A 16,310-nucleotide genomic window follows, 5' to 3' on the forward strand; every position below is an offset into this window, starting at 1 on the left:
CCGACAAGCATCAATATGAAGCGCCGTGCATAGGGTTCAACTCCACTACACGCTGGGTCGTGAAGGCGGCCCGGCGCAGATCCGCAATCCGCTGCTCGACCTGCTGCATGCGCTCGCGCAGCGCGGTTCGATTTCGGCCGCGGCGCGCGAACTGGGGCTCTCCTACCGTCATGTATGGGGCGAGCTGAAACGCTGGGAGGGCGAGCTGGGCCACCCCCTGGTGGTGTGGGAAAAAGGCCAGCCCGCCCGGCTCACCGAGTTCGGCACCAAGCTGCTGTGGGCCGAACGCCAGGCCCAGGCCCGGCTGCAGCCGCAGATCGAGGCGCTGCGCGCCGAGCTGGACCGCGCCTTCGCGGTCGCCTTCGACGACAGCGCCCACGTTCTCACCTTCTATGCCAGCCACGACGAAGCGCTGGCTGCGCTGCGCGAACTGGCGCGCGGCCGCTCGCAGCCGTTGCACCTCGATATCCGCTTCACCGGCAGCGTCGATGCGATCCGCGCGCTCAACGAGGGGCGCTGCCTGATGGCGGGCTTTCACACGCTGGAAGACGCGGCGCCGGGCACGCCGATCCAGCGCGCCTACAAACCGCTGCTGCAGCCCGGCCTGCACAAGCTGATCGGCTTTGCCCGCCGCAGCCAGGGCCTCATCGTGCCGCGCGGCAACCCGCGCCACCTCTACACCCTGCGCGACGTGGCGACGAAGCGCGCGCGCTTCGCCAGCCGCGCGCGCGGCAGCGGCACCCGCGTGCTGCTCGACGAACTGCTGCGCCGCGCGGACCTCGACGCCGCCGCGCTGCCCGGCTACGAGGGCGACGAACCCTCCCACGCCGCGGTGGCGCAGGCCGTGGCGGCCGGCAAGGCGGACGCCGGCCTCGGCATCCTCGCCACCGCGCTCGCGCACGGGCTGGATTTCGTGCCGCTGGTGGAAGAGCGCTACCACCTCGCCTGCCTCAAGTCGGCGCTCGAGGAACCCGCGGTGGCGGCGCTGCTGCAACTGCTGCGCAGCGCGGAATGGCAGTCCCGCCTCGCCGCCCTGCCCGGCTACCGGCCGGCCGACAGCGGCGAGGTGCTGTCGATGCGCCAGCTGCTGCCGTGGTGGACCTTCCGCAAGGCCAAGGCGGCGGTCTGAACCGCGCCTCGCAGGCGGATGCAGCCGTGGCGGCGGGGATTAGCGTTCCCGCATGGGCCGCGCCAACCCCGGCGCAGGCACCCGGTCGTGGACCTCCGTTGAATCCGGTGCCGCCCTCCGCGGCGGCTCACACCCCGGCGGGCGCTAGCCCAGCAGCGCCACCGCCTTGATCTGGACCCACACCCTGCGCCCGACCACGATGCCGAGCTGGTCCAGCGAGCGCCGGGTGATCCGGGCGATCAGCGCGGTGCCGCTGGCATCGAGCCGCACTAGCACGTGCGCGGGCGTGTCGGCCGCCGCCACCTCCTGCACGGTGGCGAGCAGCGCGTTGGTGATGCTGCTGCCTTCGATGCGGGTGGTGGCGAGGCTGACGTCGCGCGCGTGGACGCGGAAACGCAGGCGTTGCCCGGGCGCCTCCGGCCGGCGCGCCACCAGCACGTCGCCGCCGGGGAAATCGAGCCGGGTAAGGTGGTAGGCGTCGTCGTGCTCGCCCACGAGCGCTTCGATGACCACGCCGGCGTCGTCGGAGAACGCGGTCGGCAGGTCCAGCCGCGCCAGCGTCTGCTGCAGCCCGCCGTGCGCCACCACGCGCCCCTGGTCGAGCAGCACCACGTGATCGGCGAGCCGCGCCACTTCGTCCGGCGCGTGGCTGACGTAGAGCACCGGGATGTCCAGTTCGTCGTGCAGGCGTTCGAGGTAGGGCAGGATCTCGTTCTTGCGCTTGAGGTCGAGCGCGGCAAGCGGCTCGTCCATCAGCAGCAGGCGCGGGCTGGTGAGCAGCGCGCGGGCGATGCCGACACGCTGGCGCTCGCCGCCGGAGAGCCGCTCCGGCATGCGATCGAGCAGGTGACCGATGCCGAGCAGTTCGACCGCCTGATCCCACGCCACCCGCCGGTGCGCGGCGGAAATGCGCTTCTGGCCGAATTCCAGGTTGCGCTTCACCGTCAGGTGCGGAAACAGGCTGGCTTCCTGGAACACGTAGCCGAGCGCGCGCTTGTGGGTGGGCACGAACACGCCGCGCGCGGAGTCCTGCCAGACCTCGCCGTTGACCGCCAGCAGCCCGTCGCCGGCGCGCTCCAGCCCGGCCACGCAGCGCAAACAGGTGGTCTTGCCCGAGCCGGAATGGCCGAACAGCGCGGTGACGCCGCGGCCGGGCAGCGCAAGGTCCACATCCAGCGCGAAGCCCGCGTAGGCCAGGCGGAAGCGCGCGCGGATGCCGGCGCTTGCCGCGCCCTCCGCCGCCGCGGGCGCCAGGGACCCGGTCATCGCCGCCATCGTGTCGATCTCGCTGCTCGCCGTCATGCACGCCACCCCTGCTTGAAGCGGCTGCTGTACAGCACCAGCAGCACCAGGAAGGAAAACACCAGCATGCCGCCGGCCAGCCAGTGCGCCTGCGCATACTCCAGCGCTTCGACGTGATCGTAGATCTGCACCGACACCACCCGGGTCTTTTCCGGGATGTTGCCGCCGATCATCAGCACCACGCCGAACTCGCCCACCGTGTGTGCAAAGCCGAGGATGCCGGCGGTGACGAAGCCTGGCCGCGCGAGCGGCAGCACCACGGTGAAGAAGCGGTCCCACGGCCCGGCGCGCAGCGTGGCGGCGGCCTCCAGCGGGCGCTCGCCGATCGCCTCGAAGGCGTTCTGCAGCGGCTGCACCACGAAAGGCGTCGAATAGAACACCGAGGCCACCACCAGGCCGGCGAACGTGAAGGGCAGCGTGCCGAGGCCGAGGCTCTGGGTGATGTGACCGACGAAGCCGTTCGGCCCCATCGCCACCAGCAGGTAAAAGCCCAGCACCGTGGGCGGCAGCACCAGCGGCAGCGCCACCACCGCGCCGATCGGCCCCTTCAGCCGAGAGCGCGTCCGGGCCAGCCACCACGCGATCGGCGTGCCGATCAGCAGCAGCAGCACCGTGGTCACGGTGGCGAGCTTGAGCGTAAGCCAGATCGCCGCGAGATCGACGCCATCGAGTTGCATGCCCGCCCCTTGCGGAAGTTCAGAGACCGTAACCGTAGGACTTGATGACCGCGGTGGCCCTGGGCCCCTTCAGATAGGCCACCAGCGCCGCCGCTGCCGGATTGTCCTTGCCTTTGGCGAGGATCACCGCATCCTGGCGGATCGGTTCGTAGTAGTCGCCCGGCACGATCCACGCGGAGCCGCTGGTGACCTTGCCGTCCTTGTAGACCTGCGAGAGCGCGACGAAGCCCAGCTCGGCATTGCCGGTGGCGACGAACTGGTGCGTCTGGGTGATGTTCTCGCCCTGCACGATGCGGCCCTGCAGACGATCGCCGAGGCCGAGCTTGCCGAGCGTGCTCATCGCCGCCGCGCCATAGGGCGCGGTCTTGGGGTTGGCGATCGAGAGGTGGCGGAAGTCGCCCTTCTTCAACACCTCGCCCTTGTCATCGACCAGGCCCTCCTTCGGGGACCACAGCACCAGCTTGCCGATCGCATAGGTGAAGCGGCTGCCGGCCACCGCGCCGCCCTCGCCTTCCAGCTTGGCCGGGGTGGTGTCGTCGGCCGCCAGGAAGACCTCGAACGGCGCGCCATTGATGATCTGCGCGTAGAACTTGCCGGTAGCGCCAAAGGCGATCACCGCCTTGTGGCCGGTGTCCTTTTCGAACGCCGCCGCGATCGCCTGCATCGGCGCGGTGAAATTGGCCGCGACCGCGACCTGCACTTCGCCCGCGTGCGCGCTGGCGGACAGGACGGCGGCCGGGAGGGAACACAGGAACAGCAGGCGGCGCAGGATGAGGCTCATGGAGAACTCCCGAAACGGGTGGATGGGGACGCGCCGGCGGCGCGCCGCAAAAACTCAGTCGTAGGCGGCCAGGATCACGCTGGACGACTTGAAGAACGCGCAGGCGCGCACGCCCGGCTCGATGCCGAGCGCCTTGCAGCTGTCGCCGGTGACCACGCAGGTCACGCTGCGCCCCGACGGCAGCGCCAGCGTCACCTCGTTATTCACCGGGCCCTCGTGGATGGCGGCGACCTCGCCCCACAGCTGGTTGCGCGCGGTCAGCCTCATCGCGGGGTCGATCGCCAGCATCACCGAGGACGACTTCACCAGCGCGAACACCTCCTTGCCGATCGTCAGCCCCAGGTTCTCGGCGCTGGCCTTGGTGATGACCGCGGCGATCTCGGTGTGCGCGTCGAGCCGCACCCGCACCTCGTAATCGACACCGCCGTCGCGCAGCCCGGTGATCGCGCCGGAGAACTGGTTGCGCGCGCTGGTCTTCATGCTCATGCGGTGCATCAGGCGCTGGAAACCCTGGATGTCGCCCGCGCCGACGTCATTGAGGCGTTCCGACAGGCGGTCGAGCGCGGCCTGGTATTCGATCTCGAGCGCGCGGTACATCGCGACGATGCGGCGCCCGTAGTCGGTGAGCTGGGTGCCGCCGCCCTGGCGGCCGCCAGTGACGCGCACCACCAGCGGCTCCGGCGCGAGGTTGTTCATGGTATCGATCGCATCCCACGCCGCCTTGTACGAAAGCGGGACGGCCTTGGCGGCCTGGTTGATCGAGCCCTTGCGCTGGATTTCCTCCAGCAGGCGGATGCGCGTGTCCGAAAGGGCGGTGCCGACGTCGGTCTCGAGCGACATGCGGGCAAGGAAGCGGGTCGGGGTCATGGTTCTGGTCGGCATTATGTTTTCCCGTTTATATAAAGCCAGTTCTATGCCAGAAGTGCGTTTCTTGTGGTTGTAGCAGTAGAAGGGCGACGGCTATGATTTTTCCCGGAGACGATTGTAGGTCTTCTCACAAATATATGTAGCCAACAACACAACGTGTATTCATCCCTGCACTCAACGCTCTGGAGAACCCAATGAAAGTCAGCGCCCGCAACGTATTCAAAGGCACCATCAGCAAGCTGCAGGCCGGCGCGGTCAACGCCGAAGTGGACATCGCCCTCGGCGGAGGCGACGCGCTGGTCGCGATCGTGACGATGGAAAGCGTGAAGACGCTCGAACTCGCCGCCGGCAAGGAGGTGGTGGCGCTGGTGAAGGCGCCGTGGGTCATGCTGATGACCGACAGCCACGATGTCCGCCTGTCGGCGCGCAACTGCCTGACCGGAACGGTGAAATCGGTCGAACCCGGCGCGGTCAATGCCGAAGTCACGCTGGTGCTGCCGGGCGGCACCGAGATCTCGTCGGTGGTCACGCGCGAGGCCGTCGCCGAACTCGGGCTCAAGCCGGGCGTGGCCGCCACCGCGGTGATCAAGTCGTCCAACGTGATCCTGGGCGTGACTGCCTGATACGCCCAGCCGGAGGCGCCGGCGGGGCTCAGCGCGGCATGGTTTCGCTGAAGCTGTAGAAGGCCTGGCCTTCGCCGTGCTCGTCGGTGCGCACCACGCGGTGGATCAGCCAGCGCCCGTCGCGCAGCCGCCACGCGGCGACGGACTCGGCGTGCAGCACGCCGGCGTAGAACTCCTCGCCGTCATCCGAACGCGGCTCGTCGATGCGGTAACGGTGGGCGTAGTAGCAGGGCTCGTCATCGGCGTCGTGGCCGAAGCAGCGTGCGGCGGCGAGTTCGGCATCGCGATGGACGCGGAAGGCGATCGGCACCACCGCCATCTCGCGCCAGGCCACCGGTAGGCGCGCGTGCCACGGCCAGGCCTCGGCGTCGAGGCGGCCACGGGCGGTGGAAGCGGATCGATGATGTGCTAGCACGGCGGCTCCTTGAAAGTGGGCGGCGACGCTCCCGCGGGGCGGTTCGTTATATATCTGTAGCAACAATAATGCCGACGGGTCGATGCGGGCCGGCGCGAAGTGCTCCCGGTCGCATGAAAACCCTCATCCTGGCGAAGAACGGCGATTTTCTGGCCTCGGATTGCCGCCTCGACGCTGCATGCGCCATTCGCCCCGCGCCTCATCGAGAGGCTTGCGCTCCTCGTGCGGCTCATTTGATGTATTCATTGCTACAACGGAAGGTGTGCTTTGCGACACGCTCCAGCGCCCGCCACGCGGGCCCCGCGCGGAATCATTCCGCAGCCGCCGCGGTCGATTCGGGAACGGCGCGGGCGCGGCGGCCCGGAACCGGGATGCGGGAGAGCCAGACGTGGGACGTGCGGGAAAGCTGCTCGCGGGCATCGTGCTCGCCCTCTTGGCGCTGCTGGCGGCGGTGGTGGTCGCGGTCGCCACGCTGGACTGGAACCGGCTGCGGCCGACCGTGAACGAACGCGTATCGGCCGCACTCGGGCGCCCCTTCGCCATCAATGGCGACCTCAGCGTGCGCTGGGCGCGCGCGGATGATCCGCCCGGCTGGCGGGCCTGGCTGCCGGCGCTGCAGGTGGGCGCGGCGGATCTGGTGCTGGGCAACCCCGAGTGGGCGCAGCGGCCGGGCTTCGCGGCGTTCGAGCGAGTGGACTTCCGCCTCGCGCTGCTGCCGCTGCTCGCGCATCAGGTGCGGATTCCGCGCATCGAGGTGCGCCAGCCGGCGCTGCAACTGGAGCGCGCCGCCGACGGCCGCGCCACCTGGACCTTCGACCAGGGCGACGACAAGGACGACGCGGCGCCGCGCTGGCAGCTCGACATCGGCGAGATCGCCTTCGACCGCGGCACCGCGACGGTGGACGATGCGGTGCTCGGTCTGCAGGCGGAGGGCGAGCTGACGCCGCTGGAGGCCGCAATCCCGTTCGCCGACATCGTCGGCAAGGGCGCGACGCAAACGGACGCGACGGCGCCCACGCCGGCACCGGCCGACTACGCGTTTGCGTGGCAGGCGCGCGGGCGCTATCAAGACCAGCCCTTCAACGCGCGCGGCAAGCTGGGCGGGCTGCTGGCGCTGCACGGGCGCGGCCAGCCCTTTCCGCTGCAGGTGGAAGCGCGCATCGGTGCCACCCGGATCACGCTCGCGGGCGTGCTGGTCGATCCGCGCGCGCCCGAAGCGCTCGACCTGCAGCTGCGGCTGGCGGGCAACTCGCTCGCCGACCTCTATCCGCTCACCGGCGTCACGCTGCCCGAAACCCCGCCCTACAGCACCGAAGGCCACCTGATCGCCCAGTTGCAGGGCGCGGACGGCCGCAGCTTCCGCTACCGCGACTTCAGCGGCCGCATCGGCGACAGCGAGATCCGCGGCGACCTGGCCTACACCACCGCCGCACCGCGCCCGCGCCTGAGCGGCGAGCTGCGCTCGCGCCTGCTGCGGCTGGCCGACCTCGGCCCGCTGATCGGGGTCGATACCGCGGCGCAGCCGCGCCCGGCGCAGCCCGCGGACCGCGTGCTGCCGAGCGCCACCTTCCGCACCGAGCGCTGGCGCAGCATGGATGCCGACGTGCGCTTCGAGGGCGCGCGCATCGACCGCGGCAACGAGCTGCCCATCACCGACCTCAAGACCCGGTTGCAGCTGGAGGACGGCGTGCTGCGGCTGGACCCGTTCCAGGTGGGCGTGGCGGGCGGCAGCGTGGGCGGCGCAATCCGGCTGGACGGCGCGCGCACGCCGCTGCAGGGCCGGCTGGACCTGCACGCGCGCCGGCTGAGCCTGAAGAAGCTGGTGCCCGCCTTCGAGCCGCTGCAGACCAGCCTCGGCGAATTCAACGGCGAGGTCGCGCTCGCCGGCCACGGTAATTCGGTCGGCGCGCTGCTGGGCAGCGCCGACGGCGACTTCCGCCTGGTACTGGACGAGGGCGCGGTAAGCCGCAGCCTGATGGAGATCGCCGGGCTCAACGTCGGCAACTACGTGGTCGGCAAGCTGTTCGGCGACGAGGAGGTGCGCATCCACTGCGCGGTGGCGGACTTCCGCGTGGATGACGGGCTGGCGACCGCGCGCCTGGCGCTGGTGGATACCGAGAACGCGCGCGTGGATATCGACGGCACGGTCAATTTCGGCCAGGAGACGCTGGACCTGACCATCCGGCCGCAGTCCAAGGGCATGCGTTTGTTCTCGCTGCGCTCGCCGCTCTACGTGCGCGGGCGCTTCAAGGCGCCGGACGCCGGAGTGCAGGCGGGGCCGCTGCTCGCGCGCGGTGCCGGCATGCTGGCGCTGGGCGCGGCGGTGGCGCCCGCCGCGGCCTTGCTGGCGCTGGTGGCGCCGAGCAGCGAGCGCGAAAGCCCCTGCATCGGCGTGCTGCAGGCGCTCGGCGCCGCCAAGCCGGGCACGCCGCGCTGAGCGGCTCCGCGCTCAGGCCTGCATCTGGGGCGGCAGCGTGGCCGCGCGCAGCAGCGCCTCGAAGGCCCGCGCCGGCACCGGCCGGCTGTACAGATAGCCCTGCGCCTGATCGCAGCACCATTCGCGCAACAGCAGCAGCTGGGCTTCGTTCTCCACGCCTTCGGCGATCACCTCCAGCGCGAGCGAGCGCGCAAGGTCGAGGATGGTGCGGGCGACGCTGCGCGCGCTCGCGTCCGACGGGATGTTGCGCACGAAGGAGCGGTCGATCTTGAGCTTGGCCAGCGGCAGGCGGGTCAGGTAGGCGAGGCTGGAATAGCCGGTGCCGAAATCATCCACCGACAGGCGCACGCCGCGATCGGCAAGGTTCAGCATCGCGGCCACCGCGCGCTCGGCGTCCTCCATCAGCACGCTCTCGGTCAGTTCCAGTTCCAGCGCGCTGCCGGGCAGGCCGTAATGGTCGAGCAGGCGCAGCACGGTGTTGCTGATGTTGAGGCGCTCGAACTGCAGCGCGGACAGATTCACCGCCATCACCAGGTCCGGATGGCCGGCCGCGCGCCAGCGCTGCACCTGGCCGAGCGCCTGTTCCAGCACCCATTCGCCGATCGGCAGGATCAGGCCCGACTCCTCCGCCACCGGGATGAAGCGCACCGGCGAGATCTCGCCATGCTGCGGATGCTGCCAGCGCAGCAGCGCCTCGGCGCCGACGATGCGGCCGCTGGCGATATCCACCATCGGCTGATAGACCAGGCTCAACTGGCCGTGGTCGAGCGCGCGCCGCAGCTGGGTTTCGAGCAGCAGCGATTCGAGGATGGGCGCGTTCATCTCGATCGAGAACATGCGGAAGCCGTTGCGCCCCTCGCGCTTGGCCTGGTACATCGCGATGTCCGCGCTCTGCAGCAGCGCCGGGAAGTCCTTGCCGTCGTCGGGATAGCGGGCGATGCCGATGCTGGGCGAGATCGTCAGCTCGCGGTCGTCCAGGTCGAAGGGCGCGGCAAACACTTCGAGGATCTTCTCCGCCAGCCGCACCGCGCCCTCGGCGCCGGTATCGGGCGCGAGCACGATGAACTCGTCGCCGCCGAGGCGCGCGACGGTGTCCGACAGCCGCACGCTGTCACGCAGGCGCTGGCCGGCCAGCCGCAGCAGCTGGTCGCCCATCAGGTGGCCGAGCGAATCGTTCACCGTCTTGAAGCGGTCGAGGTCGATGAACATCAGCGTGGCCGCACGGCGATCGCGCCCCGCGCGCACCAGCACCTGTCCGGCGCGGTCCTCCAGCAGACTGCGGTTGGGCAGGCCGGTGAGCGGATCGAAATAGGCGAGCTGGCGGATGCGGTCCTCGGCGGCCTTGATCTCGCTGAGGTCGAACACGGTGCCCACCGAGGCCGGCTGGCCGCGCCAGGTGGAGGGCGCGCCGAACACCATGAACGGGAAGTGCGAGCCGTCGCGGCGCAGCCCGGTCAGTTCGAACGGGTGGCCCGGTTCGCCGCGCGCACGGCGCGCGAGCTGCTCGCGCACGTACTCGCGTTCCTCGGCGACCACGAGGTCGAGCGGGCCGAGCTTGTCGACCAGCTCGTCCGCGCTGTAGCCGAAGTAGCGGCACAGCTCGGGATTGACGTAACGGAAGCGGAAATCCTGCAGCACATACACGCCGACCAGCGCCGCGCCCATGGTCGCGCGGTACTGCTGCTCGCTTTCCTCCAGCGCGCGCATGTGGCGGCGCGGCTCGGTCAGGTCTTCGACTACCGCCAGCCGGGCGCGGCGGCCTTCCCATTCGATGCCGCGGCTGAACGAGCGCGCTTCGAAACAGCTTCCGTCCGCGCGCCGCAACTGCCACTCGCCCGAACTCCAGTCCGTGTCGCTCAGTCCGGCGATGTAGCCCATCATCCGATCGACATAGTCATTGGCCACCATGTCGATGACCTGGCTGCCCACCATCGTCTCGCGCTGGTGGCCGAACCAGCGCAACGCGACGTCGTTGACCTCCAGCACGCGCAGCGTGACGGGGTCGTAGACCAGCACCGGCAGCGGGAACAGCGACAGCTGTGCCGCGCTCAGGCTGGCGTCCACGGGCGCGCCGAGCTTCATCGCGGTTAATCCTTAAGTAATACGTCGCCGGATTCTAGCGGCCCGGTTCGCGAACGGGGCGACGGATTTCACGTAGGACTGCGATCCGCACCCAGTCGCGCAGCGAGGCCGGAATGGCGCCGCGTCGGCCGTTCGCACGCGGCAGCGAACACCGCCGCCCCGCCGGCCACGCAAACGCGCTGCGCGGCGCGCGTCACCCCGGTGTACAGCAGCTCGCGGCTCAATACCCGCACCGGCTGGGCCGGCAGCACCACCAGCACCTCCTCGAACTCCGAACCCTGGCTCTTGTGGATCGTGAGCGCGAAGGCATCGTCGTGCGCCGGCAGGCGTTGCGGCGGCAGCGCGCGAAACCCGCCGCCCTGCAGCGCAAACCACACCGCCAGCGTGCCGTCGGCGTCCGGCAGGCAGAGGCCGACGTCGCCGTTGTAGAGGCCGAGCAGGTAGTCATTGCGCAGCACGATCACCGCGCGGCCGGGATACCAGCGCGCGCCGGCGCCGCGGTCGAGCGGGTGAGCGAGCTGCGCGCGCAGCCAGCGCGCGAGATGGGCATTGAGCGCACCGAGGCCGCGCGGGCCGTCGTGCACCGCGGCCAGCACGCGGAAGCGGTCGAACGCCGCAAAGGCCGTCGCCACCGCCCGCGCCGGCGGCGTCGCCTGGGCGGCAGATTCGCGCAGCGCGGCGAGATAGGGCGCGTAGCCGGTTTCCATCGCCTGCCACAGCGCGGCGCCGGGACGGGCTTCGCCGTCGTCCAGCCAGCGCGCCGAGGGGTCGGCGCCGGCGGCCAGCCATGCAAGCGCCGTCTCGCCGCGGCCGCCGTTGATGTCGGCGGCGAGGCGGCCGATGCCCGAATCGGCGGCGAAGCGGTGGCTGCGCGTAAGCCAGACCACGCTGCCCGCCAGCGCGCCGGCGGCCCCAGCCGGCGGGCCGAGTTCATCGGCCATGGCGGCCGCGCTGCAGCCGGTGAGCGCGGCCAGGCGGGCGACCTCCGCGGCATCAAGCGCGCGCGCGGCCGACACCTCAGCGAACACCGCGCCCGCCTCCACCGCGGCGAGCTGGTCCTTGTCGCCCAGCAGCACCAGCCGCGCCTCGGGCGGCAGCGCATCGAGCAGCCGCGCCGCGAGCGCGAGGTCGAGCATCGAGGCCTCGTCCACCACCAGCACGTCCACCGGCAGCGGGTTGCCCGCGTGGTGGCGGAAGCGGCCGGGCTGCGGCGTGACCCCGAGCAGACGGTGCACCGTGTGCGCCTCGCCCGGCAGCGCCGCCCGCAGCGCCGCGGGCAGGCTGGCGGCGCGCCCGCGCAGGGCTTCGAGCATGCGCGCCGCGGCCTTGCCGGTGGGAGCCGCCAGCGCGATGCGGGCCTGCGGCTGCAGCCCCAGCAGCGCGCCGAGCAGCGCGGCGACGGTGGTGGTCTTGCCGGTGCCGGGGCCGCCGCTGATCACGGTCAGGCGGCGTCCGAGCGCGAGCGCCACCGCGATCCGCTGCCAGTCCGGCGCCTCGCCGGCCGGCGCGGGAAAGAGCGGCGCCAGCAGTGCGCGCACGCGCTCGTCCGCCACCGCGCCCGGGGCGGCCTCGGCGCGCGTGCGCAGCGCCTGCGCGAGGCGTCCTTCTAGGTCGTAGAGGCGGCGCAGATAGAGGCGGTCATCCGCGTCGAGCACCAGCGGGTGCGCCTCGTGCGCCTCGTGCGCTGCGGCGGCCAGATCGGCGGCCGCCACCACCGCGCCGCTCTCCAGCAGCCGGCTGCGCAGCGCGGCCACGGCAGCCGGGTCCGCGCCTTCGTCCCACGGCAGCGCGGACTGCTCGTCCCAGCCGGCGTCGTCCTCGCCCCACTCCGGCGCGACCTCGGCCGCGATCGCCGCGAGCGGCAGGCAGACGTGGCCTGCCGCGCTGGCGAGGCAGAGCCGCTGCGCCGCCGTCGCGAGCGCCGCCAGCGCCGCCTCGCCGGCGCCCCGCGCGCGCGCCCAGCCGGCGACGCGCTCGGCAAAGCCGGCGGCAAGGTCGAACTGCGCGGGCAGCCCCGCCGGTGCGTTCACTGCACGGCCCCCTCTTCCGCGAGCGGCGCGCGCGTGCCGCCGGCGAGCAGATGGTTCAGCGCCTGCACGACCTCGACCTCCGGTCGATGATGGAACACGCCCGCCGGCTGGCCGTCCGCCTGCCAGCCCGGCCGCACGCCGCGCACGAACAGGTAGAGCACGCCGCCGAAGTGGCGCGCGTAGTCGTAATCCGGCACGCAGCGCCCGAGGTGGCGGTGCAGCGCAACGGTGTAGAGCAGGTGCTGGAGGTGATAGCCGTGCGCCTGCATCGCCGCCTCCAGCCGTGCCGGGGCGTAGTCCGCGGGCGCGTTGCCGAGGTGGTTGGACTTCCAGTCCAGCACCCAGTAGCGGCCGTCGTGCTCGAAGACGAGGTCGATGAAGCCTTTCAGATAGCCTTCCAGCCCGGTGAAGGCGAGCCGCGGCACGCCATAACCGCGCGCGGCCAGCCAGGCGTTGAGCGCCTCCGCCTCCACCCGCGGCGCCGGCAGGTGGAAGCCGAGTTCGGTGAGGCGGCGCGCCATCGTCAGCGTGCCGAGGCGCAGCGGCGCCGGGCCCGCGGTCAGCGGCGCGTCCAGCACGTCGCGCAACATGCTGCGCAGCATCGCGTGCAGGCGCGCGCCGTCGGCCTCGCCGCGCTGCGGGTGATCGGCGAGCGCGCTCTCGATCGCGGCATCCCAGCCGCCGGGGTCGGTGAAGTCGATGCGTTCGAACACCGCGTGCAGGCAGTCGCCGGCCACCGGCCCGCGCGGGAAACGCAGGATGTCGTCGGCGGCAGGCGGCGGCGCGGGCGGCGACTCGGCCTCGACCGGCACCTGGCGGGCGTCGTGGTCGCGCGCGGCCTGCTCGTGGGTGGCGCCGAAGATCAGCGCCGAGAAGCTGCCGATGCGCCAGCCCGCGCTCACCTGCGGCGGCCGCGGCACCCGCGGCACGCGTTCGGCGCCGTCGTCCAGGGCCAGTGCGGCGCCCTCGCCGGCGGGCAGGTCGACGAGCGACATCACGCCGCCGCTCGTCGTCACCAGTCCGCGCCAGCGCGCGTCGATCTCCGCCGGCGTCATCTTGTGCTCCGCCCACGCCTCGGGGTCCAGCCCGGCGCCCGCCGCCATCCAGTTGAGCAGGCTGCGCCCGCTTTCGCTGTAGCCCGGCTTGCCGAAGGCCATGCGCGCATAGCAGCCCACCACCAGGTAGCAGCGGTGCACCGCCCGCGTCAGCGCGACGTAGGCGAGGCGCAGGTCTTCAGCCATCCGTTCGGCGCGGATGCGGGCCGCGATCGTCTTGTCGGCCGCCGCCTCGCTGCGGTAGTCCAGCACCAGCGTGCCGTCGTCGGCATGCCACGCGCGCATCGGCCCGCGCTCGGTGGGCGGCGGATAGCCATCGAACAGGAAGGGACAGAACACGATGCCGTATTCCAGCCCCTTGGAACGGTGGATGGTGACGATCTGCACCAGGTTGCGGTCCGACTCCAGCCGCAGCTGGGCCGCCTCACCGCCCTCCTCGGCGCGGCGGGTGGCCAGCGTGCGCAGCAGCACCTCGGGCGAGGCGGTGCCGGCCGCCTGCTGCAGCAGTTCGGCGAGATGCATCAGGTTGGTCAGCCGGCGCTCGCCGTCGGCACGCGCGAGCAACCGCGCCGCCACGCCCTCGTCGCTCATCCAGCGCCGCAGCATCACGCCGAAGCCGCGCGCGAGCCAGATCTCGCGCCAGCCGGCAAAGCGGTCGAGTACGCGCAACAGCGCGGCCTCGTCGGCGGCAAGCGCGGCGATGGCGGCAGCGCCGTACCCCATCGCCGCGGTCGCGAGGGCCGCCATCACCCGCGCTTCGCGCGCGGGTTCGGCAATCGCGATCAGCACCCGCTCCAGTTCCTCGGCGTCCTCGGTGTGGAACACGCTGGCCTGCGACAGCTCGACGCTGCCGACGCCGAACGCGGCCAGCGCCCGGCGCATGCGCGCGCCCTGGCCGTGGCTGCGCACCAGCACCGCGATGTCGGCCGGCGCCAGCGGGCGCTCGCCGATGCGGACCTCGCCGGCGGCGCCGGCCGCAAGCAGGCGGGCGATCTCGGCGGCGCTCGCGCGCGCGGCGCGCTGCAGGGCCTGCTCGCGCGGCAGGCGGTGGCCGCCTCCGCCGCCGTCGCCGCCTTCCTCCTCGGCGGCAGCCTCCAGCGCCTCGTCCTTCGGAATCCGCCACAGCCGCAGCGCCGCCGGGTTGTCGTCGGCCGCATCGAACAGCGGCGGGCGCGGCCGCGTGCCCGCGCCGACCTTGCGGTAGTCGAGACCGTCGAGCATGAACACCGCCGGATTGGCGGAGAACAGGCGGTTGCACGCGTCGATCAGCGCCGCCGAGGAACGCTGGTTGGTCGCCAGCGTGTAGCAGGCATCAGCGCGGTCGCGCGCCGCCAGGTAGGTGTGCAGGTCGGCGCTGCGGAAGCTGTAGATCGCCTGCTTGGGATCGCCCACCAGGAACAGGCTGCCGTGTCGGCCTTCGGCGTTGTAGACGCGGTCGAAGATCGCGAACTGGAGCGGATCGGTGTCCTGGAACTCGTCGATCAGCGCGGCCGGGTAGCGCTGGTGGAGCGCCCCGGCGAGCCAGGGCTGGGCGCCAGACGTGAGCGCGGCGTAGGCGTTCCACAGGATGTCGTCGAAGGCGATCTGGCGGCGCTCGCGCTTGCGCCGGCGCAGTTCTTCCGCGCCCTCGGCGAGAAACCGCCGCAGCAGTTGCAGCCGCGCCGCATCCACCGCGGCATCGACCGCGCCGCGCGCGCCGAGCAGGGCGTCGGCCGCGGCAAAGAACAGGCCGGTGGGCGCGCTGCCACCCTTCTTGACCTTGCCGGCGAGGAACTGCTCGCACAGCAGGTGGAGCTTGCTGTCCTTGTCGCCCGGCAGCGCGCGGCGCGGATCGCCGGCGCCGAGCCAGTCCTGCCACTGGCGCCGGGCGCGGGCGAGCGCGTCGGGCTTGTAGCTGGACTTGTTGAGCGCGTCGAGCGCGCCGGACACCGCCTCGCACGGCCCTTCGCCGTCGCCCCAGCGCGCAACCGCGTCCGCATAGGCGGCTTCCAGCGCCGCGTGCAAGGCGGCCAGATCGGTGGCTTCCGCCTCATCCCAGCGCCGTTCGGCCAGCGGCCGGGCGAGGTCGCGGCGCAGCATCTCGGCCCAGCCCTCGGGGCTGTCGCCGCATTCGAGCAGGTGGTCCGCCAGCAGCGGCGCCAGCGCGCCGGCGGCGATCTCGCGCCGCCAGAAGTCCTGCGCCACCTCGCGCCGCAGCGCGCCGTCGTCCTCCGCCAGTTCCAGCGCATAGGGCAGCCCCGCGGCAAAGGGCGTGTCGGCGAGCGCGCGCTGGCAAAAGCCGTGGATGGTGAAGATTGCCGCCTCGTCGAAGGTCTGCAGCGCGCGCCGCAGGCGTTCGGCCATCAGCGGCGGCTCGATCCCGGCCGCGCCGGCGCAGGCGATCAGGCCGGGCACGAAGGGGTCCGCGCCGGGATCGCCGCCATCGAGCACGCGCAGGCAGTCGACGATGCGGTCGCGGATGCGCGAGGACAGTTCCGCGGTGGCGGCCTTGGTGAAGGTCACCACCAGCACCGATTCCACGGCCAGCTCGCGCTCCAGCAGCAGGCGCAGGTAAAGCCCGCAGATGTTCCAGGTCTTGCCGGTGCCTGCCGAGGCTTCCACCAGGCGCACGCCGTCCAGCGGACAGGTAAACACGTCGAGCGGAAGCGGGTTGGCGATGGCGGACATGGCGCGGATTATTCACGACCGCTGCAGCCACGCCAAACCCTTCCGCCCCCACTGCCCGGATCGGGTAGCAGGAACAGTTGTAACGGTGCCGCGGATCATTGACGGAGTCCTCGACCGCCACCGATACTTCGTCGCGGGCCGGCTTCGCCGCTGCCACTTAAGTAATAAGAAGATTCGGGAATTCCATGCAGCCAGCGGCCGCTCTCCGCTCCTGCCCGGCACGCGTTCCGGGCCAGTCCTTTCCT

Annotated in this window: 11 protein-coding genes; 3 read left to right on the plus strand and 8 right to left on the minus strand. The window is 71.7% G+C overall.

Annotated features, from left to right (window positions below):
- The first annotated feature begins 25 nt into the window (after positions 1-25).
- Entirely contained in the window at positions 26-1,129 is a 1,104-nt protein-coding gene (locus tag dqs_RS19610; protein WP_065341497.1) for a substrate-binding domain-containing protein, read from the plus strand.
- A gap of 144 nt (positions 1,130-1,273) precedes the next feature.
- Here dqs_RS19610 and modC read toward each other — a convergent pair whose 3' ends face one another.
- Genes modC through dqs_RS19630 form a run of 4 tightly spaced genes read right to left on the minus strand, consistent with a single transcriptional unit; the run spans position 1,274 to position 4,771 of the window.
- Complete coding sequence (modC, locus tag dqs_RS19615; protein ID WP_418202058.1) at positions 1,274-2,431, minus strand: molybdenum ABC transporter ATP-binding protein; 1,158 nt, start codon at positions 2,429-2,431, stop codon at positions 1,274-1,276.
- Positions 2,428-3,108 carry a molybdate ABC transporter permease subunit gene (modB, locus tag dqs_RS19620; RefSeq protein WP_065341498.1) on the minus strand — a complete coding sequence of 227 codons (681 nt, stop codon included), beginning with the start codon at positions 3,106-3,108 and terminating at the stop codon, positions 2,428-2,430. Before modB ends, modC begins: the two co-directional genes overlap by 4 nt.
- 19 nt (positions 3,109-3,127) lie before the next feature.
- Complete coding sequence (gene modA / locus dqs_RS19625) at positions 3,128-3,889, minus strand: molybdate ABC transporter substrate-binding protein (protein ID WP_065341499.1); 762 nt, start codon at positions 3,887-3,889, stop codon at positions 3,128-3,130.
- A 54-nt stretch (positions 3,890-3,943) separates the two neighbouring features.
- A complete protein-coding gene (locus dqs_RS19630; RefSeq protein WP_221405615.1) occupies positions 3,944-4,771 on the minus strand; it encodes a TOBE domain-containing protein in 828 nt (275 codons plus the stop codon).
- A gap of 179 nt (positions 4,772-4,950) precedes the next feature.
- Between dqs_RS19630 and dqs_RS19635 the strand changes: the two genes are divergently transcribed.
- Entirely contained in the window at positions 4,951-5,379 is a 429-nt protein-coding gene (locus dqs_RS19635; RefSeq protein ID WP_065341501.1) for a TOBE domain-containing protein, read from the plus strand.
- 28 nt (positions 5,380-5,407) lie between these two features.
- Here dqs_RS19635 and dqs_RS19640 read toward each other — a convergent pair whose 3' ends face one another.
- Entirely contained in the window at positions 5,408-5,794 is a 387-nt protein-coding gene (locus dqs_RS19640; protein WP_157108230.1) for a hypothetical protein, read from the minus strand.
- A 388-nt stretch (positions 5,795-6,182) separates the two neighbouring features.
- Between dqs_RS19640 and dqs_RS19645 the strand changes: the two genes are divergently transcribed.
- Positions 6,183-8,231 carry an AsmA family protein gene (locus dqs_RS19645; RefSeq protein WP_065341503.1) on the plus strand — a complete coding sequence of 683 codons (2,049 nt, stop codon included), beginning with the start codon at positions 6,183-6,185 and terminating at the stop codon, positions 8,229-8,231.
- A 12-nt stretch (positions 8,232-8,243) separates the two neighbouring features.
- On the opposite strand, the gene dqs_RS19650 is transcribed toward dqs_RS19645, so the two are convergent.
- From dqs_RS19650 to recB, 3 genes are all read right to left on the minus strand, one after another.
- Positions 8,244-10,313: a putative bifunctional diguanylate cyclase/phosphodiesterase gene (locus dqs_RS19650; protein WP_011767571.1), complete on the minus strand. Its 2,070-nt coding sequence runs from the start codon at positions 10,311-10,313 to the stop codon at positions 8,244-8,246.
- A gap of 68 nt (positions 10,314-10,381) precedes the next feature.
- Positions 10,382-12,343, minus strand: coding sequence for an exodeoxyribonuclease V subunit alpha (gene recD, locus dqs_RS19655; protein ID WP_179948002.1), 1,962 nt, complete (start codon positions 12,341-12,343; stop codon positions 10,382-10,384).
- The gene (gene recB / locus dqs_RS19660) at positions 12,340-16,065 is read right to left on the minus strand and encodes an exodeoxyribonuclease V subunit beta (protein ID WP_065341504.1); all 3,726 of its coding nucleotides are present in this window, start codon (positions 16,063-16,065) and stop codon (positions 12,340-12,342) included. Before recB ends, recD begins: the two co-directional genes overlap by 4 nt.
- Positions 16,066-16,310 lie beyond the last annotated feature (245 nt).

Origin of the sequence: Azoarcus olearius (assembly GCF_001682385.1) — a bacterium.
Taxonomy (GTDB): domain Bacteria; phylum Pseudomonadota; class Gammaproteobacteria; order Burkholderiales; family Rhodocyclaceae; genus Azoarcus; species Azoarcus olearius.